1 pseudogene is annotated in these 334 nt (G+C 47.9%); it reads right to left on the bottom strand.

Annotated elements, in window-relative coordinates:
- Positions 1-334 (bottom strand): annotated as a pseudogene (locus ABR854_RS25920) (gliding motility-associated C-terminal domain-containing protein); the annotation flags it as partial.

The raw sequence follows: 334 nt of genomic DNA, 5'->3' as shown, positions 1-334 counted from the left end.
ATTGATACATGTTGCTGTGTATGTGCCTGCTGTACTTACACTGATGCTGCTGCCTGTCGCAGTTGTACTCCACTTCAAGCTTCCTGTACAACCTGTTGCTGTCAACGTCGCCGTTTCTGCATTACACAAGCTGTTTTTGTTGCTGCTGATTACTGGAGCTGCTGGGCTACTGCCTGTCGTGATAACTACTACATTGCTCAATCCACTTTCCCCACAACTATTGATACATGTCGCTGTATAACTTCCTGCGGTGCTTACACTGATGCTGCTGCCTGTCGCAGTTGTACTCCACTTCAAGCTTCCTGTACAACCTGTCGCTGTCAATGTTGCTGTC

Source organism: Emticicia sp. W12TSBA100-4 (genome assembly GCF_040253585.1).
In the GTDB taxonomy this organism is placed as follows: domain Bacteria; phylum Bacteroidota; class Bacteroidia; order Cytophagales; family Spirosomataceae; genus Emticicia.
This window is presented reverse-complemented; position numbering and strand designations above follow the sequence as displayed.